Below are 26,783 nucleotides of genomic sequence, written 5' to 3' on the forward strand. Positions count from 1 at the left end.
GATCAGGCGGTTGAGACCTGCGCGTCCTCCCGAGCTTCCCACGATCTTACCCGTCGTCGAACGGTCGAGTAGGGAGTGGCGAGCAGTTCCGCGATCTGATGCAGCGAAAAGCCGGCGCCGTGGTGTGCCAGTGCACAGAGCGCCTCACCAGCAAGTCCGGCGGGCATGCGGTCCGCCAGCGTAGACAGTGCAGAGCGGGCGAGCGCCTGTCCAAGCGAGCAGGGCTCGAGGACCGACTCTCTCGCTGCAGATCTCACCTGTCGGACCAGATCCGAGCCTGAGAGACCCTCGGCCGCTTCCGCGAATAGCCGGACCATGCGCTGATCCGTCGGGAGGGAGGTGCGGCTGATGGCGCGAGTAAGAATCGTCTCTCGTGCATTACGGTCGGGCAACCCCAGCTCGAGGACTCGGTCGAAACGGCGCCAGATCGCTCGATCCAGCAGCTCTGGATGGTTAGTGGCGGCGATCAGAAGTCCCTCGGCGGGCCACCTCTCGAGTTCCAGCAGAAGGACGTTCACAATCCGCTTCAACTCGCCGATGTCCGCAGGGTCATCCCGACGCTTGGCAACAGCATCGAACTCGTCCAGCAGAAGCACGCACGGGTTCGAACGAGCAGCTTCCATAGCCTGCCGCAGGTTCTGACCTGTCTGGCCCAGATATCGGGAGACTACCTCGGCGAGGTCGAGTGTGAGTAGCGGCAGATCGAGCGCAGCGGCCAGATACGTGGCCGTCATCGTCTTTCCGACGCCTGGCGCACCGGTAAGCAGGAGCGTCTTCGTTGGCTCCAGCCCGGCCCCGACGAGCGTGCTGAGTGCGGCCCGTTCTGCGACAATGGCGTCGATCGCACGCTGCTCCGGGCCGGCTAAAACGGGGCGCTCGACTGCGGGTGACAATTCCACGCGTAGCAGACTGCCGAGCGGATCTCCCGGGGCGGCAGGCCACGGGGATTCGGTCGGCTGCGCCAACAACCGCTCAAGGGCGGTGTAGAAACGGTTCGCGTCAGAGACGACCGGGGCAGCGTTGAGCATGCGGCGGGCGAGCTGGCGGACGGCCAGTGCGTCGCCCCGTATACCGTGAGTGACGAGGTCGTAGACGTGCTGTTCGAGGTTGGTCATGGCGCACCAGTCTGGTTCAGTTTGAGGCGGAAGTCAAGCCAAGCGGACCAGTGCCAAGAAGTGGCGCGGATTTGCGCTGGTTCATGCGTGCCCCGCATACATGTCTGTGCCAAAACGCCCTAGATACTCGCCGAGACCCCGGACCGGCTGGTCCGAGAAAGCGTATAATGGGGTGCCCATACCGTGACGTGGCTGCTCTACCGGGTGCAGGCGCAGGATTGAGCGTAGCGGTGAGCGGCGCGGGCCGGGCGCATCCGTCCGCGCCGCACGCTGTCCCCGGAGGTGAAAGATGAAATGCCGGAGAGCTGATGATGCCACGCCCGTTCGGATCCTTGCAGACGAGCCGATTCTGCCCCGCCGAGCTGATGCGCGATCACATCGGAGCCGTCCCGGTGGTAGATGGGCCTGAGAGCATGCTCCTGATCGGGGTGAGCACGGTTCGGGACATCGTTCTGCCGGGCGCTGCATCTCGGCCCGAAGGCAAGTACCGTGACCTCCGGCGAATGGTTCTCAACCATGAACGAAAGTGTTGCCCTCTGCTCCGCCTGCTCATACAATAGGAATCCATTTTTGTAGGAAGCTGATCTCCGGAAATTAGTAAGGATTGCCCAAGTGCTGGTAGTGCGGCAAAGCTCAACGTCCTTGAGCGAAAGACGCACCTGTACGCGCTTGACTTCGGCGCCGGTACGAGAGGGACGCCGCCGGCCAAACCCGCGTTTGCGATAAAGTACTTGACGCACTCGCGATTGATGTTGGCGCCTTGCATTTCGCGAGGCCGGAATCAATGAGACTTTTATGGTCGGATCGCCCCTCTCCTCCCGCCCTTTACTTCTCGCTCGACCTGGCCCGGCGGATCTGCTGTTGGCAGTGGCCGGTCCAATCCTTCTCGCTCTCCTCGCCATCACGCTTCCCTTAGGTAATGGGGGCGCCGCCGACGCCGCCGCCGAGGTGGCCGGGTACAGAGCGGCCCCAGTCCTTGGATCTCCCACCGTGCTGCTGGGAGACTCCGTGCTCGCTGACGTAACGCTGGCGGGGATCGACGGCCGGGGGGCGGCCGCGCTGCTGACGCTGTCCCGAGGTGCCTCCCCCCGGTGGCACATCGCATCGGCGGCGGCGGGGACGAATGTGCTGGCCGGCGACGACGAGCGGCTTCCGCGCACAGCCGTATCCCCCTGGACGCGCAGCGACGCCCGCACGTTCGCCGTGGCGAGCGGGCGTGACACCGTGTATGTAGGCCGCGTTCCCGGCTTGGCGGTGTGGATTCGCGGTGCGTCGAGGAGGTGGGAGGGGGCGGTGGTCGACCCGCTCAGCGCCGTGCGCGTAGCCGGCTCGCGCAGCGGGGTGCGGGTGGTCTCCTGTCCCGCCGCGCACGGCCGTCCCCGTGTGTGGCGGAGCAAGGGCGCGGCGCCCGCCGACGCGGAAGCGGCGTGCCGGGAAATCGCCGCCGGCACCCGCGAGGCGTGGCGGCGCGTCCGGAAGTGCCGCTGGTGGTGGCCGCGCAGCATCTGCGTGACGAAACCGGACCACCCCCTGGCCACCCTGCGCGAGCCGCGCGCCCCCCGCGCCCGCGTGCTGCAGCCTCGCGTCGCGGCCGAGCTCCCCGGCCTGTGGGTGCGGATGCGGTCCTCCTCCCTGGAGCAGCTGGACGTGGGATCGCGGGCGGGCCACCCGTGGACCGTGTCGGACTCCGCGACGGGAGACACCGTCGCCGTCCTGGGACGGCTGGAGCTGAAGGACAGCTCCGTCGCCCGCGTGGGCCCGCACAGCTTTGTGGTGCGCGCCCGCGGTGACCGGCTGGACCTTTTGCACGCCCGACGTCCGGGGCTCCCCGCGTATCTGGGCGGCAGCGCCGGGACGGAGAGCTACCACCCCGCGTGGCTGGGCGAGATCCCCCGTTGCGGCGCGTCTCCGGGCGCGCTGCGGGTGCGGGTGGCCCACCCCTCCCGGAGCGACCCGCGGGCTCGTCCCCGGGACACCTGGATCGTCCCCTCGGGCGCCGCGGCCGGGGCCCGTGAGCGGGTGGTGGAGCTCGAAGGCGGCGTCCGGGACTCCGCCCGCACGGAGAGCGTCATCCTGTGCACCGCCGCCGTCGCGGGCCGCGAGCGGCAGATCCGGATCCGCAGCGAACCCGCGGCGACGGTGGAGCTGGAGGACGGCGCGGCCGCACGGCTCCTTCCCGAGGACACCGTGGTGCGCGTGGGGGATCGGCCCGGCGAACTGCTGCTGGGCGTGGGCGGCACGCTGGTGCGCGTGGCGCCTTCGCGTGCCGGCGCCGTCCAGCGGGCGGCCCGGACCGGGGGCGGCGCCTTCCTGGGCCTTGCGCTCCTGGTGCAGGCCTTTCCGCTGACGGTGGCCCGCCGCCGCCGCGCGGCCTTCGTCCGCAAGCACCCGGACTGGGGGCGGGAGCTGCTCGCGCCGGCCGGGATGTCCCCGGCCACCTGCCTGCAACTCGCCTCCATCGCGATCTCGCTCCTGCTCTTCGTCGGCCTGGCCTTTCAGATGTACCTGAGCACGCATCCCGACCTGGCCGCCACCCCCACGTACGGCCAGTCTTTTATCCAGGCGATGACGCTGACAGTGGCGGTGCTCTGCTTCGCGGCGTGGTTCACCTTCCTGGACAGGGGCATCGCCTACCGCACCGCGCTCGGGCTGGTAGGGGTGGCGCTCGCCTTCGCGCTGGCGTTCGGCTGGTGCGTGCTGGACGCGCGGCTGACGCCCGCGACGGGGATGTGGTTCTCGCGGCTTCGCGACGCGGCTACCGTCGCGGGCCCGGTGAACGGCTGGCGTGCCTTGCTGGCCTTGGGAGCCGTGGCCGTGCTCTTCATTGCCGCCGGGGTCGCATTCGTCGGCCGCCTGCTTGGCGCGCGGCAGATGGGTGCGGGGCTTGTCGAGTGGGCGCTGGCGCACCCGGTAGCGTCATCCCTGGGGCTGGCCGGCGTGGGGTGCGCGGGTGCGGGCGTTCTGTACATGAAGCTGGATCGCGGTGCCCTGGCGCTGCATCTGTCCATCATGGCGGCGCTGGCGTGGTACGCGGCGGTCCACTGGGATCAGGCCGACAGCACCGATGAGCCTGGGGAGGCGGAGAAGCGGAGTGAGTCGATGTGGATGCTGCGCACGAGTGTCGCGGTTTGGGTGGCACTCGTCGTCTTCCTGCTCACGGGCGCCGGGATGCCGAAAGTAGTGAGTCTTCTCTCGCTCGTGGCCGGTGCGGCGCTTGGGTTCTGGGCGCTCCGGCGCGGCGGGACCGAAGGCCACAGCGATGTGATCTTGCTGGTCCTTGCCTGGGGAGGCGCCCTCGTGGTGGGCGGCGTGGGCGCGCTGTGGCCACTGGACGACATGGGGAGCCTGGCGGCGTGGATCCCGGCGGTACTTGCCGGCTTTTTTCTCTGGGCCGTGCAGACGGAGGAAGCAGGGCGTGGGCGGATGGGGGCAGCGGCGGCACGGGTGCGGTTCTGGCTGGCCGCGGCCTCGGGGCTGATGCTGCTGGGCGCCCTGGACGCGCTCAACTTCATGGTGGAGAAGGCGCCCGAGGACGTGCTGGAGCGGCCCCGGCAGCGCTTTGCCCTGGTGGAGAACGCCGCATATCCCACCGCGGGAGAGTGGATCACCCAGGTCCGCTGGCTGGCCAGCGAGCCGGGGGGCGGTCCGCGCTGGGTCCCCAACCTCAACTCCGACCTGGCCGTGTTCGGCGTTTCCTCCAACTTCGGGCTGGGCTGGGCGTTCCTGATCTCGCTCGTCCTGGTCGCCGCGGCGTTCCTGCTCGCCTTCGCGGCCGACCAGGCGCTGCGCGAAGCGCGCCTGGTGGAGGAGGAGGTCGACGACGCCTCCGCGCGCGAGGACCCCGACGCGGTTCGCGGGTACGCCGCCGACGCGCCCGCGGTGCTGCTGCGCGCCACGGGGCTCCTGCTGGGGATGACCGCCATCCTCCTCCCCTCACAGTGGCTGGTGCACCTGGGCACCGGAGTGGCGCCGCAGATACCGATCACCGGCCTGGTGTTCCCCTGGGTCAGCCACGGCACCACCACGCACCTGCTCTATGCGGCCGCCCTTGTGCTCCCCCTTGCCGCCTGGTCGGCTGTGGGGGAGTGGCGCGTGGCGGCGGGAGGCTTCGATGCGAACTGAGCGCTGGCCGCGCCGCATCATCCTGTTCGGCGCGCTACTCCTGCTGCTGGTCCCCTTTGGCCTGATTCCGCTGCTGGCATCGTGGTCCGGCGACAGTGGTCGCCCGCCGGTGGGGCGGCTTTACGTGCACGGCGCGTGGACCGGCGAAGGGGCGCTGCTGGAGTTGCGGGACGACCGGCGTGGCGGAAACGACGCGTGCTACCAGGTGCTGGAGCCGGGAGAGCGCACGCGCGGCGACTCCACGCGCGTCTGCTCCGGCGGGCATCATCGCGCCTGGGTGGGCGACGGGCGGATCGAGGTGGCGGTGGGCACCGATGGCGTTCCGACCGTGTCGCTCGCGGGGGCGCGGCTGCGTCCCGAAGACTGGATCGGGAGCAGCGCCGACCCCGCCGCGCGCCAGCCCGTGCGCTTTCCCTTCCGCGGCTACGGCATCCCGGGCCGCGCGGCACAGGTGGTCGAGTGCGACGCGAGCGCCCGGCCTCGCCCCGCGGGGTGCGTGCGCGTGCACGACCGGCTGCGGCGGATGGCGATCGCCCGGGCGGGCGGGGCCCGGGGCGGCGGCACGCTGGGCGCCGACAGCGTGTATCCGCTGTATGCAGGGGACGAGCTGTGGCTGGGGCTGGTCGCGTTCCACGTGTCCGCCGCGCCGGACCGCGGGGCGGGGTTCGTCCTGGAGCGCGAGAACCGGGTCCGCGCCACGGAAACGCGCGCGGGCGCGGCGGACACGGGGGGCGGGGGCGACCGACGCTGGCTGGGGCGCCTGTGGGTGGCCGAGGGCCCGGACCGCGCCGGGCCGCTCCCCTCCAGCTTCCAGGTGATGCCCGCGCACGTGCTGTTCACCAAGGGCAACCTGGCCCGGCGGCGCACCAGCCTCGAGGTGGAGGACGTGGTGCAGGAGATGATCGACGCCGAGTTCCTGTGCCTGGAGCGCGGGGAAGACTCGGTCCGGGTGGCGTGGCGGCCGGTGGAGCACCCCGGGTGCGACGCGCCGGCCGCGGCCCCCGGCGTGCGGCGCGCCGTGGACGAGCAGCTGGGTGACCGATACCGCCGCGTGCGCTGGGGAGACATGGCCCCCACCGCCGCGGCCCTGGTGGACGGCGCCAATGCATCGCTGGCGGGGCGCGGCTACCTGCTGGACGCCTTCACCCTTCCGCTGGCGTTCGACTGGAGCCTGGAGCGGCGTGACCCCGCCGCGTCCGGCGCCGCAGGGCGGCAGGAGGCGCAGCCCGCCGCCCGCGCGCTGTGGGGCGTGCGCTTCGGGAGCACGCGCTTCAACGACGAGCCCCGTCCGGGTTCGACCCTCCCCGCCGTCTTTCTGCGCGCTTCCACCGCGCGCTACGCGGTCCAGGCGCTGCGGGGAGGCGAGGTTCTCGCCTCCTTCTCGCTCACCGGCGCCACGGGAAGGCTGTGCTTGGGAACCATGGGAGGAGCGCTGGTCGACGCATCGTCCGGGAGTCACCATCCACTGGGCGCGTACGCGTTCCAGGGCGACCCGCGCGTGGGAACGTGGAGCGCCGACCCAGCCGCCGGGTGCGGCGGGTGCACCCTGGACCTGCGCCCCGCCGGTGGCGCCGGCCGCGGCGCCGTGTCGGTAGCGGCGGGAGCCGCGTGCGGGGCGGTGCAGGGCGCGGATGGAGTCGTGCTGGCCGACCGCCAGACGGTGCTAGGGAACGGTGAGTGGATGGAGTGGACGGCCGGCGGGGTGCACCTGCGCGTGGTAGACCGCGGCGAGCGCGCCTGGGCCACCCTCTCCGGCGTGGGCGGGCGGCGGCGCTTCGTGGACGAGTTCTACCGGCGCGCCGGGCTGGCGCCGCTGCTGGGCGACCCGGGCGGGCTGCGCGGCGTGGAGGCCGCGCTGCGGGCCTTCGTGCCCGATTCCACCCCCCGCGACTCGCTTCCGCCGCTGGAGCTTTCCGTGGACGGCGACCTGCAGCTGGCCGTGCAGTCCATCGTCGACGTCCGTGCGGCAGGGGTGGACGATTTCGACGGTGCGTCGGCCGTGAGCGCCCTGGTGCTGGACACGCGGACCGGCGAGGTGCTGGCGGTGGCCAACAGCCGCACCGCCTCGTCCGACCGCCCGCCGTCGGCGTGGGAGGCGGGGGCCCAGCTGGCCCGTGGCCTGGAGAACACGGCGTTCCAGCGCCGGCGGCCCCTGGGCTCCACCATCAAGGTGGTGGGTGCCTACGCCCTGGTGAACTCTGGGCTCCGCGACGGGCCCGCGCCCTCCGCGGCGCGGCCGGGGTGGACGGTGCCCGAGTCCCGGCTGCGGGACTCCGCCTTTCTCTTCGTTTCCCGGCAGCGGCCCGGCCGTCCCGGCCCCGCCTCGCCGCGCAAGTGTCACGCGGGGACGGGCGCCTCGCACCTGCTCCCCGCCACGGACGCCGCCTTCAACCGCAGCACCCTGGTGGAGCGGTTCGCCCAGTCGTGCAACAGCTTCTTCATCATGACCGGGTTCCGGCACGTGGGTCCCGCCACGGCGCCGCTCCGCTCCCTTGGGCCGGCGTCGCCTCCCTTGGCCGCGGGAGAAATGGGGATGCTGGGGGGCGACTCCACCGTCCTGGTGCTTGGTGCGGGCAGTTCCGTCGCCGACGGGGTGCGCGACGGGCTGGCCGAGGACCTGGGCGGGCGCGGCGGCGTTCCGCGCAGCGTCTACGGCCTGCTGGTGCGCAGCGGCTTTCAGCCCTGGCCGGGCCAGGCGGGGGGCGAGCCGCGACCGGCGTCATTCACCTTTCAGCGGCGGGGCGCGCCGGTGACGGTGCCTCTGGCCGCGTGGTTCACCCCCGCGAACGCGGGGAGCGTTCCCGCGCTGCTTCCGGGGCGCGACTTCTCCTACCCCCGTGTTCCCAGCCCCGCCCGGCTGGACCCGCACACCACGACCGCGCCGGCGGTCGAGGCGCTTGGGAGCGATTCGCAGACCGTGAAACGCGGCCGGAACGAGGGCGAGCCGGAGGTGCAGTACGCGCAGCTGCTGATCGGCCAGGGACAGGTGGAGGGCTCCGTCCTGGCCCTCTCGGTCCTGTACGCCCCCGCCGTGCGCCCCGACGGACGCACCGTCCATCCCTGCCTTTTCCGGGCGCAGTGCGCGGGGAGCGCGGGCGAGCCGCTCCTGGATCGCGCCGCTCCCGCGGTGCCCGCGCTGCATTCGGCCCTGCGCGCCGTACTGCAGGACGGAACCGCGCGCCGTTTCTTCGGGACGCCCCGCTGGTCCGGGCTCCGCCAGCGCTGGGGTGGCAAGACCGGCACCTACAGCCAGGAAACTCTCCCGGAGGCCGCGCGTGGCCGCCGGGTGGAGTGGCAGGCGCTGGTGGACTGGGGGTGCGGCGTCGTTTTCCCCTTCGCCACGCCTCCCGACGTGGGGTCCCTGTACGACGTGCTGGTCCCGGGCCTGTTCGCCGCGGCCGGCCGGGTCGCCGGAGCGCCGGCGGGTTCCGCGCGGGGCGCACGGGCGTGCGAGGACCCCGCGTACCCCCGGAACCCGGCCGGCATCCATGCGTACGGCCGTCACCCCGCGCGGGGAGAGCTGGACGCCGTGGCGGCGGCGCTGGCGGAAGCCCCCCGCGGCCCGCGGACGACGAAGACTCATCACGCGTTCGTCCTCGCCGCGCTCCCGGGCGCCGGGCGCGCGGAAGGGATCGTGGTCGCGGTGCTGGTGGATGACGAGCCGACGGAGGCGGTGCCGATCGGGGCCGATATCGCCCTCGCCGTGGAGCGCTGGGCAGAGGTGTCGAGGCGATGATCAAGCGAACGGCGAAGCGGATGGCGACCGGAGTGCGGCGGCTGTTCACGCGCGAGGGGCGACCCGTGCCAGGCAAGGTGACGCTCGGGGCGTCAGCGGCCGGGACGCCGGCCGAGCCGCGGCTCGTGGTGGATCGCGGGAAGCTGCCGCGCGGGCGGGTGGGGCGCGCGGCGCTTGGGCGGATGGAGCGCTCCCTCCGCACGCGGCTCGCGCGGGCGCTGGTCCCCGACGGCGCCGGCGCGTGGCTCCTGCGCTGGGAGGAGCTGGACTTGGCCGAGAGCGTGCTGCGCCAGTGCGAGGCGACCGTCGGCACCTCCATCGCCTGCGTCCTTTCGCTGCAGGACGACACCGTGCGCCTGCTCCCGGAGGCGGGCGGCGCGGGCGTCGCAGCGCTGGGGCACGACGAGGCGGAGGCCGTGTTCACGCGCCCCGGCTGGGGGGCACAGCCGCCCACGCTGGACTGGCGCTACGCCGCCGTGGGCGACGCGGTGCACGTGCGCGTGCGCTGGGCGGCCGCCGGACTGCCGGAGGAGTGGAAGAAGCGGCTGGGCGAGGCGCGGCAGGTGCTTCGGTGCGCCATGGGCGACGCGACCTGGGCGCGGCTCGCGCACGTGCCGCGTCCTCGTCTGGAGTACGAGGGCACCTTCACCCTGGACCGCGCGGCCGGGCGCCCCGAGCGCCGCGGCTTCGAGGTGGAGGGCGCGCTTCGCGTGCAGCCGCTCGACGGGGACGCGTCGGGCACCGCGTTCGACGAGCCGGCGAGCTTCGAGGTGCGCGATCTGCGCGCCGCCACGCAGGCGGGATGGAGCCGGTACGTGGCCGACGCCGACACCGCCCTCCCGGTGCGCCTGGTTGTGCTGGTCCCCGAGGGGGCCCTGCTCCCCGACATCGTGTCGTGCCGGGCGGGCGGCGCCGCCGGGTGCCAGCTCCGGGCGCAGCGCCTGGGCGCCCAGCTTCCTCCCCCGGAGGTCGGCGGCGGGACGGAGGCGCCGCAGCCCACCCCGCCTGGTGTGGAGGCATGGCTGCTCCAGTCGGAACAGTCATGGGAGACGCTGTTCGGCGGCGCGCGGGAGTGGCGGGTACCGGCCGGGCGAGGCGAGGCGGCGGCGCACGCCTGCCTGTGGCGCGTGGCCGACCGGCGGACGCGCAGGGCCTTCGTGGTCGCCCAGGCCAACGGCGAGTTGCTGGCGCAGGTGAGCGAGGAGTGGATGGTCCCCGGCGCGGGGGGAGAGACCGGGCTGGGACGCGAGGCCGACGTGGACCGCTTCGGGCCGCGGATCGCCCTCGTGGAGCACGGGTTGCGGGAATGGTTCGACCGCGACAGCGGCTCCGGGCTCCCGCAGACGCGCCTGATGCTGGGGCCCGACAGCTGGTCGGTGTACGCGGGGGGTGAGGTGCTGTCCACGGCGACCGTGTACGGCAGCCTGGGCGGGCCCGTGCCACTGGATGGGGCGGACCGTGATCCGCGCATCGAGTCCGTCCGCTGGCGGCTGCGGCCGGGCGCCCCCCGCATTGCCCGCGCCGCCGACTGGGCCGACCCCAGCGCGCCGGTGCTGGTCACGGGGCCCGGCGGCCCGCTGTGCTGGGGCGGGTTGTACGTCCCCGAGCCCGTGCCGTGGGAGCGGCTTCGCCTGGTGCAGCCCCAGTCGCACGCGCCCCTGGTCCGCATCCCCGCCACGCCGCGGATGGCGGGGCTGTGGATCGACCTCTGGGGCTACGTGGCGGGGTACGAGCGCGCCGAGGCCGTCTTCGAATCGGCGACGGGCGCGCAGAGCCTTGTGGTGCTGTGGGTCGCCCGCACGCCCCTTCCCCTGTTCCCCGCGATGGACGCCACGCTGCTGCGCTCCTTTGCGCCCCTGCACGTGGTCCGCGATCCCGACGATCCGTTCGCCTTCCACTTCTCCGACGATCCCGACACGCCGCGTCCCACCCTGCGCATGGGGGCCGAGGTGGTGGACGGGGACCGCCCCTCGTCGGTAAAGCTGGGCCGCGGGACGCAGATCGCGGCGGCGTGGGGCGCGGTGCAGCCGGGTCCCGCGCGCTTCGCGGGGGACGCCATCCCAGGGATGACCTACAGTCTCGAGGGTGCCGAGGCGAACACCCTGTGGCTGGCGCTGGACGTCCCGCTCCGCGGCGCGGCCGTGCCGGGACGCGGAGGGAGCGGCTACCTGCTGCGTTGGGACGCGGGGAAAGGATGGAGCCTCGGTGGGCTCTTCGCCCACCTGGGCGCGCCGGTCTGGCTGGCCGCGGCCGGTGTGGAGGGGCACCCCCTGGTGTTGGAGGAGGCGGAGCCCCGGGCCTCGGAGTTCCGGCTGGTGGTGGAGCGCGGGACGGAGGCGCGATGGGAGGGGAACCCCCTCCCCCCCGAACTCCCCACCCCGGAGGCGCTCCGGGAGTGGATTGAGGTGCAGCGGATGGAGATGGAGCTGCGCCCGGAGCCGCTGCAGGGGTACACCCCCGAGGTCATTCAGCGGCAGTCCCCCCGCATCGTCGTCTTTCGCCGCGAGTTCAGCATCCCCGCCGAGCGGCTGGCCGTGCGCGTCTGGGAGATCCTTCCCGGGTCCTCACTCCCCCCGCGCCCTGACGCCGGCCGCGTGGGGATCGGCACGGCTGAGCCCGCGCCGGAAGCCGCCCGCACCATCGGCGTGCCGGAGCCCGGGCCCGCGGGTGCCGCGCTCCCGCCGCACGAGACCGCACCGGGCCCGCGAACGATCGGGGCGCCACCCGCCGAGCCCACTCCGCCCCGCGCCCATGGGCAGGGGGCCGCGCCGGCGCCCCGCGTGGTCGGACTCCCCGCTCCGGCGCCCCCGGACGCCGTCGCCCCCCCGTCCGCGCCCGCGCCGCGGGAAGATCCCGCGTCCGAGACCGCGTACCCCGCCGGCCCGCCTCTGCACGCGCGTGACGTGGACCCCGGGCCATGGGTGGTAGGCAAACCCGCGCCCGTCCCCGGAGCCCCGGCGGCGCCCCCCGCGCTGCCCACGGAGGGCGGCACGGCCGATCGGCCCGCCGCGCCGCCGGAGCCGCGGGTGATCGGAAGGCCGCCGCCTGCGTCCGACGGGGGGGAGACACCGTGAAGCACGCCAATTGGCTCGCCTGCGGGCTGGCGCTGGCGCTCCTCGCCCTGCCCGCCGCGGGCCAGGATGAAGGGCGGACCCTGGTGGTGGTCACCTGGGAGCGCCGGGTAGGGTCGCCGTTCGGCGCGCACCCGGAGGCGTACGGCGACTCGCTGGCCGTCTGGCGCGGGCAGGTGCTGGACCTGCTGTTCGCCGACGGCGCTGCCGGGCCAGGCACCGGCCCCCTGGTGCTCCCGGGAGATGCGGTCGCGCTCTTTGCCGACGGGGCGACCGAAGAGTTTCCCGGCCGCGCGCCCCTTACGCGGGAAAGCTCCGGCGAGCGGGTGGGGCAGGTGCTCCGGCAGATGCTCACCCTTCCCGGCGCGCCCGGCGAGCCCGCGCCCGCCTTCCGCCTCCTCCACGCTTCGGGGGCGGGGGACCGGGAGAGGGTGGACGCGGAGATCCGCGCCGCCATCACCTGCCGGCTCGCCAGCGCCCCCCCCGACTGCGCCACCGAGCGCGGGGGAGGAGGGCCCGGAACGGAGGCACGCGCGTTCTCTCGCCCGCTGCTCACCTTTCCGGAGCAGTACGCCGCCGCCTCCGCCGCCTTCGCCCGGGACCGGGGCGAGCTCCCGGCGTCGGTCTACTGGATCTGGGTGCAGGTGGGCGGGCGCGTGAACGAGGTGAACTCGCTGGCCGCGGAGATCGTCCGCGATTTCGGCGACTCGCCCGCGGGGCGGGCGGTGGAGGGCCACCACGCCCGCGCCGCGCGCTCCATGACCTTTCGCCTCCTGGGCCGCGGCGGCCGTCCGGGCGCGGAAGGCGGGGTAGCGCTGTGGAAGGTCACCAGCGCTTCGCTGGAGCGGATGATGAACCCGCCCGCCTCGCTCCCCCTGGCGCTGCAGGCGCGGAGCGACAGCACGTGGCGGGCGGTAGATCCACGCTACGATCCCCGCCCCGGCTTCTTCGAGTCCACTTCCGGCCTGCTCCCGTCCGGGTCGCTGCGGGTGGTGCTGGCACCCCCGCGGCCGGTGGCGCAGGGCGACCTGCTGCGCCTGCAGGCCAGGCTTCTCTGCACGCGCCCGGGCGAATCTCCCGACACCATGGTGCTGGCGCCCGACGCATGGGTGCTGCGGGGGGAGACGGCGTCGCTGGACGCCCGGGCCGCGGACCAGGTGCACGCGCACGCCGCCCGCTGCCTTCCCTCCCAGGCGTTCGGCGCCAAGCTGCGGCGCCAGGCGTTCCGCCGCCGCGTTCCCGTGGACTGGAAGATGGAGGTCGCCGCCCTGGTGGGCCCCCGCCCCGATACCGCCGCGCTCGCCGCGCCCCCCGTCCTGACGGTGCTGGAACTGCGCCGCAGCTGGGCCCAGTCGCTGCTCGGGCTCACGGAGTACCTGATCCTGGCCGCCTGCGCGGTCGCGGCGCTCGGGGTGCTGGGCTGGTGGGGGTGGCACTTCCTGTCGCCTACGGTCCTGGCCCCGGTGCTGCTGGGCGCGGACGGCGCCCCGTTCGCGCCGGGCGCCCCCCTCCCGCTGGCCACCGGCGGCGGCGCGCCGACGGCCGTGCGGCTGGCGCTGCAGCGCCGTTCCGGGCGCCGCCGCGGGGGCCGGGTCACCGTCCCTGTGTGGGGGACGGGGTTGCAGGCGGAGGTCCCCCTGCGCCCGGACGCCGAGGCGGCTCGCGTGGTGGAGGTGCGCACGCCCACGGCAGGCGCGGCGGGGCGCCAGGCGTCGCCCCTGCGGGTGCAGGTGCCGGTGCAGCGGGGGGCCGGCGCGGCGCCCCTGGCGCTGTACGCACCGGACAGCGTGGTGGACGTGGACCGCGCCCCGGTGGGCGTGCCCCTGCGCGCGGGGATCGAGGTGGAGGTGGGCGGGGTGGCGGCGGGCGGCATCCGGGTGCTTCCGGGTTCCTTCTACCTCCCCTGCACCCTTCGGCTGGGGCACGTTCCCGTCCGTCGCCCGCCGCGGGTGCTGGTGCGGCTGGACCAGGGGTACCTATACCGGGGACTGCGTATCGACCCGCGCGAATGGTCGGCGGACGTCCCGCTGGAGCTGGGGACGCTGCGCCTGCTGCACCCGGCCGAGCCCGGCGTCACCGCGCGTCCGTATCCCGTGCGGCTGGAGCTGAAGGCGCGGGCGCGGGCCGGGGCGCTGGCCGGGGGGCGTGACGTCGCGGTGCCCGTGCGCGCCGCCATCCGCCACGCGGGCCAAGCCGCCGCGGAGCTCTCGCTCCTTCTGGACCGGGCCGAGCTAGACCTGCCGCTGGAGGTCTTTCCCGCGGAACTGCTCGACGTGGCCGCCCGCACGGGGCGGCTGGAGGTGGAGGTCCGCGGCTTCTGGAGCGAGGTGCGAGAGAACGTGGAGCTCGAGGCGCGTCCCCTCGAGAGCGCGCGAGAGAGCGTCCGCGTGTACCCCGGCGAGCAGATTCACGGGGTGGCGGTCGATTTCGGCACCAGCGCGACCCGCATGGCGTTCCTGGGCGACATGGAAGGCCCGGAGCGTGTGGCGGCGGTCTGCATCCCCGATCCGCTGATCCCGGCGGACCCAGACTCCAATCCCGAGGAGTGGCCGGGGGAGCTGGACAGCGAGGTGGGCGTGGACGCCGAGGGGCACGTGGTCAAGGCGGGGGACCGGGGCCGCCTGGCCACCGATGGCCACGGGTTCGATTCGCTCAAGCAGGCGCTGATGGACAACCCGGGCGACCAGGCGGCCTGGATCGCCGCCGGCGAGGTGATCGGCCGGCTGGGCGAGCTGGTGGAGCGGGAGGGCGGAAACGTGCGGCTGGCACGGTGGGTGGACGGGATCTGGCGGCCGTATTCCCGGCCGCTCCCGGCTCCGCTGCGCTACCTGCTGCTGGTGACCGTCCCCGATTCCTTTACCCACGCCGAGCAGAGCGCGCTCATGGAGCGCTTTGCCGGGTGGAGGAGCGCCGTCGAGGTCTTTCCCCTGCGTGAGGCCGAGGCGGTGGTGTACGGTTTTCTGCGGCGGGGAAAGGGAAGCCGCCCGGCACGTACCCTGGTAGTAGACGTGGGTGCCGGGACGGTGGACTACGCCGCCGTCCGGTGCACGTTCGCGGGCGACACGCTGGCTGAGATCGCGGTGGAGGGGCTTGCCGTCTCTCGCGCGGCCGGGAACCGCTTCGACGAAGCGGTGGGGGCGTTCCTGGGCGTGGTGGGGGGAGGCGCCCGCAAGCTGCGGGGGATCAAGGAAACCCGCTTTACCGATCCGGAGGCGCTGCACGCCGATCCCGACCCCGAGGTCGCCCGGTTCCTGGCGGACGACACCGCCCGGGAGTACTTCCGCGCGGCCATCGACACCCCCCTGGACGCGCTGCTGGGCAGGCTGAGCCTGCAGCCAGCGTGGGCGCCGCCCGGCTTTGACCAGGTGGTGCTCAGCGGGCGGGGCTCGCTGGGCGCCGGGTGGAAGCAGCACCTGGCGGAGGCGCTCACGACCCGCGGGCTGGTGCCGGCCGGTGCCGAGCGTGCCTGGCTGCATTGGCTGGGCGCAGGCGAGGGTCGGGGTGCCAACCGCGTGCGGGCGCAGGCGGAGCGGCTCAAGGGCGCCGTCGCCGAGGGGGCGCTGGCGCTGCTCGCCTTCGAGCAGACCCGCATCCAGACCAGCCGCGACATCCTGCGCGACCACCTGATCCTGATCACCCAGAACACGGAAGGCTTTCGCGCCCGGCTGCTCCTCCGCGCTGGTGAGCCCGTCCCCGAGGCCGGGGTGCCGGCCGAGCCGGTGAACTGGGAGGGATGGGCCCGCGCCTGGCTGGTCTACTCGTCGCATCCGCCCCTGAACGCGGTGCCGGGGGTGCCCGGATACGACGCCGAGCGGCTGTGGCGGGCCATCGGCGGCAAGGGCGCGGCGTCCGAAGGCCAGGGCGTTCCCGAGGTCCGCCAGGCCGCCCCTCCCCCCCGTCCGCGCCCGGGGGAGGAGCGCGGCGCCGTGCTGCGGGTGCGCGTGGAGCGGGGCGGGGTGGTGCGCTGGACCTTTCAACCACAGCCGGAGAGGAGCCTGACGGCATGAGCACGCCGATCGCCGTGGCGGACATCCGCAACCTCCGCAGCGGATTGAAGAAGCTGTTCACCAGCGGGGACCTGGACGAGGCCCAGGTGGTGTATCCTCCCTGGCCCACTCCCCGGCAGGAAGACACCGGGGAGTGGAGCGTTCCTGTCGCCCTGGCGGTGGACTTCGGCACCAGCGCCATCGCCGCCGCCGTGGTCGCGCGTGACCTTCCCGACGTGCTGATCCTGGGCCCGGAGCGGGAGCCCCTGCGGCCGTCGCACTTCGGCCGGCGTGAGGGACTTCGCTCATCGTCGCTGGAAGGCAACTACCGCCTGGAGATGGTGATTGAGGAGGACCCGGGCGCGCGCGAGCGCTGGGACTACTTTCCCTGCCTCAAGCGGCGTATCGAGCTCCTGGCGCGAAAGAACGTGCAGGGGTGGGAGCAGGAGGCCCTGCTCGACGTGGCGGCGGTGGCGGCGCAGGCCCTGCGCGCCGCGCGCGACACGAAGGGGCAGACGCTTCGCCAGCGCCTGCGCGACGGATTCGAAATCTACCTGGCGGTGCCCAACAACTTTCCGCCGCAGGGGGTAAAGGTCCTTCAACGGGGCGTGTTCTTTGGAGCGGCCGCGGCCACGGGGCGGCGCCCCTCTCCCCGGGTCACGACTGTCCTGGAGGCGGAGGCCGTGGCGTACGCCGAGTTCGGACGACGGCGCCTGACCCGGGAGCCCGTGCTTTCGGGATCGGCGCTCATCCTGGACGCGGGCGCGGGCACCACCGACGCCACCGTGGTACGCATTGAGGGCGAGGGGCTCCGGGTGGTGGCGCACGCCGGTATTCCCGTGGGCGGCATAGACCTGGACGCGCTGATCGCCGAGCAGGGCGGGTCGGGCCTCGGCCAGCGCCAGCGCGGGCGTCTGGAGCGGCTGCGCGCCGCCCCGGGGTACAAGCTGCGGTTCTGGTCCGCCACCTCCGCGCCCCCGGACGGCGACCGCCATCAGGCCCTGGCCAAGGCGCTGGTGGACGAGCGCGGGTATTCCGACACCTCGCCCGACGGACACCCGCTGGCCGAAGCGCTCAAGGCGGGGTATAACCGGTACCTGGGACTGGCCGTGCACGGGCTGCTGGACAGCCTGCACCCCGCCGTGCTGGCGGACGTCACGCAGGTGGTGGTGAGCGGGCGGGCCAGCTTGCTCGCCGGCTTCCGTGAGGCCGTGGGCGCCGCACTCGAGGGGCGGATCGCCAAGGGCGCGCCGATCGAGCCGCCGCGGCCGCTGGGCAGCCACGGGGCCGACCCGCGCAAGCTGGCGGTGGTGGAGGGGGTGGCCACGTTCGCCGCGCGGGACTTTGTCACCTACCGGCGTCCCCTGCAGGCGGGGGCGGAGATCTACGTCGAGGCCCCGTGGCTGGACCCGCCGGACCGGGTGCTGCTGGAGTCCGGTCATCCCCTGGTGGACGGATGGGGGGTGGTGGCCTTTCACAACCCCCAGAACGACACGCGACGGCGGACCGTGCGCAAGCGCACGCTCAGCTACGATGTGCTGCAGTCGCTGGTGCAGCGCGGGTTCTTCGACGGCGCCAGGGACGTGGACCTGCTCCTGGCCTGGTCGTCCATGCCGCTGCTGCGCATTCCCACGGCTCCTCCCTACACCGCATGGATCGCCTACAACTTCTTTCTGCAGAAGGCCATCGGAGAAGTCTCGGGAGAACGCTTCGACGCACACTCCATTGCCCCCGAGCCGGACGGCGCCGGCGACTGGATCCATCCCGTGCACCGGCTGCAGGAGAACTGGTTTGAGGAGTGGTTCATCATGAGGAAGAGCGCATGAGCCTTCGAGCGTGGGTGCTGGCGGCGCTGCTGGCGCTGCCCGCGGGGAACGCCGTGGCCCAGGCGCGGGTCCCGCGGCTGGCCACGGCCCCCGGCACCGCCTACTTCGTGGTGCCGTCCCCCGGGGCCCCCGACAGCGTCTGGTTCGGGTGGAGCTGGCCCCAGGCGGACCCCCTCTCGGCGCAGCTGTTCGAGCAGGGTTCCCAGGCCAGGCTCACGCCGTTCGCCGGCGCGGCGCCCGCGCCGCGGCAGGCGCAGGCCGTCCGCTTTCCCGCCGTGGCCGTGGGTCCGCAGGGCGAGCTCTGGCTTCTGCAGGGCGAGGGCGCCGCGGAGTGGCTGACGCTGCTGGACGCCGCCGAGGCAACGCTGCGGCGAGGAGGCCAGCGGCTGCCGGGAACGCAGCTGCGGGGCGTCAACGATCTCGGCAGGTTCGGCCGCTGCACCGTCTACTCCGCGCCGCCGCTCGCGCCGCTCGGGGGCGACACGGGCCGGGTGCGTCTGCCGACGTTGCGTGCGACGGCGGCGGCGTCGCCGACCGCTTTCCCGGTCGAGGTTACGCCCGGTGAGGAAGTCGCCGTACCGCGCTACAGCCGCTGGCTGGTGGCGGACGGCAGACCGTGCACCCCCGGCCCGGCGGATACACTGCGGCTCTTTCGCGCAGACACCGCCGGGTTCTTCCTCACCCTTACCGGGGTCCAGGTCGGGGCGGCGGACGTGTCGAACGGTCCGTGGCCCAATTGGGTGCCCGGGGTGCGCAGGAGGAGCACCGGCCCCGGGCCGTTCGCGCAGGAGATCGTGTTGAAGGCGGCGGATCTCCCGCAGCCCGGTGTGGGAGGCACCGACCTTTGCGCGGCGGAGGTGTTCCGCGCCGTATGCTCGTGGGACCGTGCTCTGCGGCGCGGCGTCTACACGGTCTCGGACTCGATGGGCAACCGCGCGGGCCCGCTGGCGGCGGCGGTACGCGCGTCCTGCGCCAGCCTGCTCGCCGGCGTGGGAAGCTGCGGAAGCGTCGGCGACCGCCTCTGGCGGACGCGGACGGGGATCACCGCGGCGTGGGGATACGGCGGCGTGCTGGTTCTCTCCGCTGCTCCCCGCATCGAAAGCCGCGCGCGTGACGACTCGTTGTCCTGGATCATCGCCGCCGCGCTCGCCGATTCGCTCGCCACGGCGCGCCGGCTGGTGCTGGGAACCGACACCCTGACCGTCCGCGTGGTTCCCTCGCGGCCGCCAGGCTGGTCCCTGGCAGAGTTGATCGTCGCCGGGTTGATCGTGCTCGTGTCGCTGCTGGGGGCGGCGTACCTGCATTCGAGGCACCGAGACACGAAGGACGACGACCTGCGCTCGCGGTTGTACCGCGCGCTCGTCATTGAGGCCGTCCGTTCCACCGCCCCCGCACTCACCGAGCGCTCGCAACGCGCGCCGCTGGACGTGGTTGCCTTCGGGTGGGCACTTGCCGATCCGACCGGGCTCCCCGCCCGGCGTGGCTTGCAGGCGCTGCGGCTGCCGCGCCGCGAGAAGCCCGGCGCCGCGCTCCACAGCAACGGAAAGGTTGTCACTCACTTCGACCAGCTCCTGCGATTCGACAGGCCGGCAACGGCGGTGAAGCGGGACCTGTGGGGCGCCTCTCCGGCGTTCCTGGTACTGGGCGGGCGTTACCTTGCCGCGTCTCAGCCCTCTTCATCCGGAAAGAAGCAGCAGTGGACGGAGGCGCGCGACGAGGTGGTCAGGGCCGCGGGCACAGCGGCCCTGCGCGCCGCTCGCCCCCCGTGGAGAGACGCCGATGCGGAGGGTGCCACGCGGTGGGCCGCGCACCTGGCGCTGGGGGCGGAGCTTGCGGGCGGACACGCGGCGGAGGACGGGGTGCTGCGCGCGGTCCTGACCAGCGAGATGGTACCCGCCGCGGTCCGGACATACCTGTACCAGCTGGAGAAGCTGCCGGACGACGTCCGCACGTCTCCGGCCGTCTGGGTGCGGCTCGGCCGGGAGGCGCGCGGCGCGTTCGGCCCCGTCCGCCGGTCCGGAGCGGAGGGCGGCGACGCGGGCGATGACGCGCAGCCGGGGCCGCTGCACGAAGAGCTGCGCCGCGCGCCGTGGCTGGCGGTGCTGCTGGGCTTCTGGTCGGAGCAGAAGAGTGAGGAAGGCCGTGCCAGGCACCCAGACCTGAGCCGGCTCGCCGACGAGGTGCGGGTCGCCGGCGGTGACGGGCTTCCTGCACAACCCAGGGGAATTGAGAAGCCCGAGGCCGCTCTGCTGCTGGGATGGTGGCTGGTACGCCAGCCGGCGGTGGGCGCCAGTGAAGCTCTCCCGCATGTGGAGGACACGAATCCTCCGGAAGTCACGCTCCCAGCAGCCGCAACGAAAGGCGCGGACGACACGCGGAACGAGCGGTACCCGGAGCGGCGAAAGGAGGGCGGCGGTACGACGACTGGCCTGGCGCCGGAGCACATCGACAAGCTGCTCGAACGGGAGCTGAAGAAGGCGGAGGAGAGTAGGCGGATCCCCGAGTGGGTTTCCAGCCTCGATCGCCTGCTCGACCGGACGGCGGCGGCGTCGGTGCGTCACACGGCCGAGCAGAACCTCAACGTGCGGCACGAGGCCCTGAACGCGAGAGAAGAGAGGCTGGAGGCGCGGGAGAACTCGCTCGTCGAGGGGGCGGCCACGGTGGCCCGGACGGCGGCCGAGGTGCGGCTCATCGCGGAGCACCTGGCGGGCTTCGTCGAGGAGGTTCTGACGCGCACCGAACAGCGGATCCTGACCGAGCTGCGCGGACTGCCGTCCCAGATCCATCAGGCGGTGGAGACTCGGGCCCGTTCGGCGGTGGACGATTGGAAGGGCCTCATCCTGGATGCGGCGCAAAAGGAGGCGGCGGAGCGGGTGCGCACGGAGTGGGCGCCGTACCAGACGCGCATCGAGCAGATCCTTCCGGACCTGACCTCTCCCGAGGCGGAGCGCTCCGCGCAGTTGCTCCGCGAGCTGCACGGCCACCCGGGCCTTCTGCGCGACCTGCTGAGCCTTCGCAGCCGGGTGACGGACCATACGTGGAGCCTGCTGGTGAACCCCGCCGACGCCGCGCTGGCCGAGGACCACCGCCAGGCTGGCGCGGACGCCGTGCAGCCCCGGGTAAACCGCGTGGTGAACCAGATCCAGTCGCTTCCGGGGGACGGTCAGACCCGGGTGCAGGAGGTGCTAGTGAACGTGGACGTGCTTGCCCGGTGGGCGGAGCAGCTCTGGCGCGCCCTGCTGGTTCCCGCCGTCAACGACAGGGTTGCCGGCCTTTCGGACGCGGCGCGCGCCGAGTGGGACCAGAGCTACCGGGCGCTGCTGCACTTCGTGGTGAACCACGCGGGCGCGTACAGCCGGCTCCTGTCCACGATGCGGGGCGGTCCGGACGGGCGCGCGGAGCGTCCGCTCCTGGTGGATGCGGAGGTGCTGCGCGGGCTGGACGGCACGAACGCTGATATTGCGGGCCGCCTGCGTATGCAGCTGCTTCCTCCCGAGCGGCTGGGGGAGCTGGACCGGGTGGTGCTGGCCATCCAGTACCTTACGGAAGCGTTCCCGCTCGAGCAGCTGGAACGGATTCGAACGGGGCTGGGCGACTCGCTGCTCGCCGATCTGCAGGATCGCCTTTCCCGGGCGGGCTTTGCCCCCCGCTTTCACGACTTGGTGCGCGGAATCTCCGAGCCGCTGGGGCTGGAGTACCGGCCCGTGGTCTACTACCAGAGCTCCATCGATGCGCCGGCCTTCCGGTTCATCGACCGCGAGGTAAGTCGCATCTCCCTTTCCCAGCGCCTGGGATACGAGGCCAGGCCCGGTTCGGAAACGCTGGTGGTGCGGTTGGAGCGGCCGTTTTTCTTCGACGCGGTGCACAAGCACTACTATGCCGGCTTCGCGCACGTGGCGCGGCCATAAGCGAAAAGGGTGCGGCAATGGCGACCAGGGTCACCCACTTTCTTCCCCAAGCGCTCGACGTAGTGGAGCAGGCGCTGCGCAGCGCGCGTGCAATGGAACTGGGGATGGAGCCGTCGTACGAGCGGCTGTCGCTTCCCCACCGCGACAGCCCGTTCTTCACGCTGGCCGAAAGCCTTGCGCGCGGGCTTCCGGAGACCGTCGTGAAGCTTCTCCTTCTTCCGCGCGAGCACGAAGCGACGGGCGTTCGGCAGTGGGCGGGAGTGCTACAGCGGGAAGGTCGCGACCTGGCCGACGAGATCGCCCGACGGTGCGTGCTGCCGGCAACGATCCAGGTCCTGGCGCTGCCGGTCACCCCCGGCCGCGAAGACGCGGCGCGCACCCTCGCCGTCCTCGGCGGGATCCCCGCCGAAGAGGTGCTGGGCGAGCCGAGCGCGACCGACACCGTCTCGTTCAGCTACATGGTGCGACCGTACATCCCCTGGCCGTCGCTGGGTGAGGCCAACCTCACCCCCGCGCAGCGCATGGAGTACTGGAAGCAGTATTGCGACTCCCCGGGCATTCACAAGCGGGTAGAGGGTGATGCGCGCTGGCAGCAGCATTTCTTCGAGGAGGCGCTATTCGGGGGAACCGGCGGACCCGCCGCGGCCACCGGTGCGGGGAACCTGTTTCTCGTCTCCAAATGGCGCTGGCACCGAAAGGATCTCTGATTTCACCGGAGGTTTGATTCCGGCGACGGCTCCGGCCGCGCCACGGGCCCGCCGTCCTCCATCCCGGCAAACTTGAGGTCCCACCAGGCGGCCTCGCGCCCCTCGGGCAGGTCCCACTGCCCCTTCTCCAGCGCCTCCTCGCGGAGCGCCTCGCGCTCGATCAGCGCTTCCATCCGGCGGTCGCCGACCTCCGCCGGGCTGGGCTGCACCACCCACGGCGAGGGCGCGTCCAGGCGCTCGTCCAGGATCTCCGTCATGCCGCGCCGGGCTCGCTCCCGCGCGGTCCACTCCCGCGCGCGCTCGTCCCACCCGGCCCTTCCGGGCCGGAAGCCCACCTGCACGGCCTCCAGCAGCCGCGCCTGCCGCTGCGCCAGCTTGAGCTCCGGGACCGACATCGGCGCGCCGTTCAGCCAGCAGGGCGTGCATAGCTCGCCGTCACGGGGCGCGAAGCGCTCCGGGCGCCGGTCGGCGTCGAGCTTCGGCGTCCCGTCGGTGTGGAGGCGGCTGCGGCCGTCCTCGCGCCCCGCCGTGGTCCCGCAGCGCAGGCACTCGACCGAGCGGTTGTCCTGGTACTTTCCCCCCGGCTGCATCCGCGGCTCGCCGGCGGGGAGCACGGCGGGGTCGGTGAAGGCGCGCCGCTCCAGGTCGGCGCGCGCGAGCTCGTCCCGGCGGCGCTCCACCTCGCGCAGCACCTCGTGCGCGTCGACGCGCGCCTCGGGCGGGAGAGCGGCGCCGGGACGGTCGCGGCGCATCTCCAGCACCTCGGCGGCGCGCTGGTTGAGGCGGTCCAGGCGGCTCCGGGCCTCCCACGCGGTCGTGGCGAGCGCCGCGACCCGATCCCGCTCGGCACGCAGGCCCCGCTCGCCGAGCGCGGCCCGCGCGGCGCTCGCCGCCGGCTCGCCGGAGTCCACCCCGGGGGCGCGCACGGCGGCCACCACGCCCTGCTCGGCGCCCGGGGCGATCAGGCGGACCCCGGCGCGGACCGCCGCCTCCGCCTGGTACGCATCGAGGGCGTGCGCGTGGACGACGCTCTCCATCCGCTCCAGCACCGCGGGCTGCACCTCGCGGGGCGCGGCGGAGAGCGGCTCGGCGGGCGGCGCCTCCGGAGGCGCCGCGCCGCGCTCGGGCGGGCGGCCCTCCAGCGCGGCCAGGCGCGCCTCCATCCGCTCGGCGGCACGCGCGGCCTCCGGGCTCGGGGGCACGTCGAACTGCGTGACCGGCGCGGGATGCGCCGCCAGGATTCGGGTGCGGTAGGCGCTCGCGGCGCGCACCTGCTCCCGCATCGGCTGCAGCACCGCGGCGGCCTGCGGCGAGAGCGCCGGGGGCTCGGAGCGCCGGGTGGGCCAGGTGGGCTCGATGGGCGGCGCGAAGCGGGGACCCGCCTCCGGCAGCCGCGCCAGGAGCTCGTCCAGCCCGCCGCGGTCCAGGCTCACGAGCGTACGCTCTTCGACAGGCCGCATCAGCTCGTGGGGCGCAAGCAACGTGAAGTCGAAGTCGATGTCATGGACCGGGCTCGCCCCGATGGCTGGGGCCGCGCTCAGCCGCTCGAACTCCTCGCCGAACACGCGAGCGGCGGTCCGAAGGTCGGTGCCGCTGTACCGAATGGATACATCCTCGTGCAGCGCGAGGTCGTGCTCGTACCACTCCAGGACGCGGAAGCGCGCGCCGTCCGGCGGATCGTCCTGCTCCAGGATCAGGAGCCGGAATGCACGCTCCTCCCGCCAGTCCGCTTTCGCCAGGGTGAGCGGCGCGGGCGGGTACGAGTCGTCCCAATCGGTCCCGTCGGGACTGCCGAGTGGCTCTGACGAGGCGGCGTCGGACATGGAAGCCGGGCGGCGGAGACAGGGGTTTCCCTGCGAAAGGGGAGATCTTCGCTGCCCTGTTCTACCCCGTGCGGGAAGGGCGGGGACGGTCGCTCAGGCCGCGTTCGCCCGCTTCGCGGCCATGAGCGCGCGCCGCGCGACGCCGCCGTGCGGGAGCGCCTGTGGGTCCGCCAGCAGGGTGAGCGAGGTGCGCGCCCGCGACAGCGCGACGCACAGGAGCGAGGCGGCCTCGGGGTTGCCGCGCTCGTCCAGGAAGCGGCCGGGATCGTGCCGGGTGGCGACCAGGTCGACGATCACCGCGTCGTGCTCACTCCCCTGCGCGCTGTGCACGGTGCCGATCAGGCCGCCCGAGCGTTCCATGTCGGAGACGCGCTCCGCGATGGCCGCGCGCAGCCGGTCCACCTGGGCGCGGTAGGGGGTGAGGACGGCGATGGAGCCCACGCCCTGACGGCGGAGCCGCTCCACCCGCCCGGCCGCCATGCGCGCGTGGACCTCGTTCGTGCGGCTGCCGCCCACCACGCGTGCCTCGGCGAGCCCCGCGCTGTCCAGCACCTCCACCGTGCCGGGGCGGCCCAGGACGGCCGCGCCGTCCTGGAGGATCCCGTCGTAGAAGGCGTCGGACACGAGGCGGCGGATCGGCGGGGCCATCCGGTGCTGCACCCGCAGCACCGGGCGCCGGGGGTCCTCCACGGCGGCCCGGTCGCACCCCAGGTGGTGGAAGAGGCTCCTGCCGAGCACTCCGCGGGCGGCGGGATCGCGCACGGGGCACACCGGCCCGAGCTGGTGCGGGTCGCCCCAGAGGAGGAGCCGGCGCCGGGCGAGCGAGGCCGCCCAGAGGGCGTAGGGACGTGCGCCATCGCGGCCTCGTCCACGATCACCGCGTCCCAGGGGCCGGCGGGCGGCCGCACAAGCGCCTCCGCCAGGGTGGCGCCGACCAGCCGTGGCGGGCGGGACGCGGCCGCCACCGTCCGGCCGAGAGCGCGCGCGTCGCGCAGCAGCGAGAGCGCGTCCACGCGGGCGCCGTCCTCGCGGAGGACGCCTTGCGCCCGCGCCTCCAGGCGCCGCAGGCGGGCGGCCGCGTCCCAGCCGGCGCCGAGCGCCCCGGCGACCCCCCACGCCCATTCCCACCGCCCGCGCTCCAGGCGGGCCGCGCGGGCCTCCAGCGCCTCCACGGCCGCGTCCAGGCCCGCGCGGTGCGCGCCGTCCAGCCCGTCGCCCTTCCACAGCGGACCGTGGCTCCCCTGGCGCAGCAGGGCCGCGGCGGGGACGTCCCGCTCGCGCGCTGCGCCGGCGATCCGCGCCAGCGCGGTGTCCACCGCCGCGTGCGTCGGTGCCAGGAGCAGGACGCGCTCCCCCGAGAGGAGGAGCGCGAGGACGGTGCGCGCCAGGGTCTGGGTCTTCCCCGTTCCGGGCGGCCTCAGGACGAGGAGGAGGTCGCTGCCCAGCGAGCGCTCCAGCGCGTCGGCCTGGTCCTCCTCCAGCCCCTCCTGCAGCGCCTCGCCGGGGGCGTGGCCGCGCCCCGGCCGGGCGGGAACCCACCCCGCCGCGGTGGCCACCAGCCCCGCGCGGGCGGAGATCGCCGCCTCCAGCGCGGACTCCAGCCGCTCGGAGAGATGGAGGGTGCGCCCCAGGACCTGTCGGACGTCGGCGTGGACGCCGTCCACGTGGACGCTCGCGCCGTCGGCGGCGAGGACCGTCGCCGGGCGCGTTCCGGCGGGCCCGGCCAGGGCGATCTCGGCACCGCGGGCGAGCCGCACCGGGCGCTCCAGGGTGAGGACGGTGGTTCTCCCCGCCTGCGGCGACGCAACGCGGACGGGGACCGGGCGGTCGAGCGAGCGCTCCCGGTTCAGGGTGCGGTCCTGCGCGCGCTCGGCGGCGAGCGCCGCGCGGAGGGTGTCCCGGAGCTCGCCGGGACCGGGGACGGGACGCATGGATGTGCCTCCGCCCCGCCCCCCGGTGGGGGACGGGGCACTCGGGGTGAGGGTCAGATGCTCTGGCTGCGGGCCTGCTCCAGGTGGGTCGGGTGCATCCCGGCGTTGGCGTGGGCCAGGTGCTCGAAGCGGCGACGCCGGCGCTCGGCGCGGATCTCCCGCTCCCACGCACCGACCGACCCCTTCGGCCGCACCGCGTGCAGCCGGCGCGAACGCACGGTGGCGCCGGGGCGCGTGCCCTGCCGGGCCCACCCGTCCAGCCGGCGTTGCAGGATCTCACGGACGGCCGCACGGGTGAGCCGCCGGCGCCTGGGCGGGGTGTCGTCGCCCGTCCAGGCGCGGAAGGCGCCGCCGTCCTCGTCGGGAATCTCCACCCAGCGCCCCCACGGCTCGAACTCGGCCTCGATCTCCTCGCGGATGAAGCGCGGCCAGCGGAGCCGCCCGGAGGGGAGGCCGCGGTCCAGCCGGCAGAGCTGGACGGGCACGCGCCGGTCCGCGGGGTCCGTCGTGGCCTCCTCGCCCCAGCGGGCGCAGCACGCAGCGTCGAAGAGGTCCACC

General features: G+C 73.9%; 11 protein-coding genes and 1 pseudogene. 7 read left to right on the plus strand and 5 right to left on the minus strand.

Annotation, left to right across the window (positions count from 1 at the left end; all coding sequences use genetic code 11):
- Positions 1–2 precede the first annotated feature (2 nt).
- On the minus strand, positions 3–1,115 hold the full coding sequence (locus VF632_RS18705; RefSeq protein WP_331024457.1) for an ATP-binding protein: 1,113 nt from the start codon (positions 1,113–1,115) through the stop codon (positions 3–5).
- A 990-nt stretch (positions 1,116–2,105) separates the two neighbouring features.
- Here VF632_RS18705 and VF632_RS18710 point away from each other — a divergent pair.
- From VF632_RS18710 to VF632_RS18740, 7 genes are read left to right on the plus strand one after another with little or no spacing between them, the layout of a single operon-like run.
- A complete protein-coding gene (locus VF632_RS18710) occupies positions 2,106–5,237 on the plus strand; it encodes a hypothetical protein (protein ID WP_331024458.1) in 3,132 nt (1,043 codons plus the stop codon).
- Positions 5,227–8,973 carry a penicillin-binding transpeptidase domain-containing protein gene (locus tag VF632_RS18715; protein WP_331024459.1) on the plus strand — a complete coding sequence of 1,249 codons (3,747 nt, stop codon included), beginning with the start codon at positions 5,227–5,229 and terminating at the stop codon, positions 8,971–8,973. The genes VF632_RS18710 and VF632_RS18715 overlap by 11 nt, the downstream gene beginning before the upstream one ends.
- A complete protein-coding gene (locus tag VF632_RS18720) occupies positions 8,970–12,047 on the plus strand; it encodes a hypothetical protein (RefSeq protein WP_331024460.1) in 3,078 nt (1,025 codons plus the stop codon). The genes VF632_RS18715 and VF632_RS18720 overlap by 4 nt, the downstream gene beginning before the upstream one ends.
- Positions 12,044–16,051, plus strand: a complete 4,008-nt coding sequence (locus VF632_RS18725; protein WP_331024461.1) for a hypothetical protein — start codon at positions 12,044–12,046, stop codon at positions 16,049–16,051. The genes VF632_RS18720 and VF632_RS18725 overlap by 4 nt, the downstream gene beginning before the upstream one ends.
- Positions 16,048–17,856, plus strand: a complete 1,809-nt coding sequence (locus VF632_RS18730) for a hypothetical protein (RefSeq protein ID WP_331024462.1) — start codon at positions 16,048–16,050, stop codon at positions 17,854–17,856. Before VF632_RS18725 ends, VF632_RS18730 begins: the two co-directional genes overlap by 4 nt.
- Complete coding sequence (locus VF632_RS18735; protein ID WP_331024463.1) at positions 17,853–21,764, plus strand: hypothetical protein; 3,912 nt, start codon at positions 17,853–17,855, stop codon at positions 21,762–21,764. The genes VF632_RS18730 and VF632_RS18735 overlap by 4 nt, the downstream gene beginning before the upstream one ends.
- A gap of 17 nt (positions 21,765–21,781) precedes the next feature.
- Entirely contained in the window at positions 21,782–22,471 is a 690-nt protein-coding gene (locus VF632_RS18740) for a hypothetical protein (protein WP_331024464.1), read from the plus strand.
- A gap of 2 nt (positions 22,472–22,473) precedes the next feature.
- Here the strand turns inward: VF632_RS18740 and VF632_RS18745 are convergent, their stop codons facing one another.
- The 4 genes and pseudogenes from VF632_RS18745 to VF632_RS18760 all read right to left on the minus strand — a co-directional run bounded on the left by VF632_RS18745 (position 22,474) and on the right by VF632_RS18760 (position 26,782).
- A complete protein-coding gene (locus VF632_RS18745) occupies positions 22,474–24,294 on the minus strand; it encodes a hypothetical protein (protein ID WP_331024465.1) in 1,821 nt (606 codons plus the stop codon).
- Between the two features lie 93 nt (positions 24,295–24,387).
- A complete protein-coding gene (locus VF632_RS18750; RefSeq protein WP_331024489.1) occupies positions 24,388–25,416 on the minus strand; it encodes a DEAD/DEAH box helicase in 1,029 nt (342 codons plus the stop codon).
- A gap of 134 nt (positions 25,417–25,550) precedes the next feature.
- Positions 25,551–26,225: pseudogene (locus VF632_RS18755) on the minus strand (AAA domain-containing protein); the annotation flags it as partial.
- Between the two features lie 53 nt (positions 26,226–26,278).
- Positions 26,279–26,782, minus strand: coding sequence for a hypothetical protein (locus VF632_RS18760; RefSeq protein WP_331024466.1), 504 nt, complete (start codon positions 26,780–26,782; stop codon positions 26,279–26,281).
- Between the last annotated feature and the right edge of the window lies 1 nt (position 26,783).

It is taken from the genome of Longimicrobium sp., assembly GCF_036388275.1.
Lineage (GTDB): Bacteria > Gemmatimonadota > Gemmatimonadetes > Longimicrobiales > Longimicrobiaceae > Longimicrobium.